1 pseudogene is annotated in these 452 nt (G+C 56.2%); it reads right to left on the bottom strand.

Features of this window, described 5'->3' with window-relative positions:
• Positions 1–452 (bottom strand): annotated as a pseudogene (locus B2633_RS03190) (disulfide reductase); the annotation flags it as partial.

Genomic DNA, 452 nt, shown 5'->3' on the forward strand with positions numbered 1-452 from the left:
ACCATGGCGGTGGCCAGAACCACCAGGTCGGCCTCGAATTCCATGGGACGTCCCAAGAGGGTGTCTTCGGACTTTAATATCAATTTGTCCCCCCGGGGGTAGATCTTGCTCACCCGGCCCCGGATGTATTTGGCGCCGGCATTCAGTGCCCGCTGATAAAATTCCTCGTAGTTTTTCCCGGCGGTTCTGACGTCCATGTAAAATACGTAGGCTTCGCTGCCGGGGATTTTGTCTTTGACCTGATAAGCGTGTTTGGCGGTGAACATGCAGCAGGCCCGGGAGCAATAGCTCTTGCCTTTGCTGTCGTCACGGGAGCCCACGCATTTGATAAAGGCCACCTTCCGGGGTTCTTTGCCGTCTGAGGGGCGCTTTATTTTGCCGGTGGTGGGTCCCCCTGCGCTGACCAGTCTTTCAAACTGCAGGCTGGTGATGACATCCGGGTATTTGCCGTA

It is taken from the genome of Syntrophomonas sp. UBA1041 (assembly GCF_002316705.1).
Classification (GTDB): Bacteria; Bacillota; Syntrophomonadia; order Syntrophomonadales; family Syntrophomonadaceae; genus DTU019.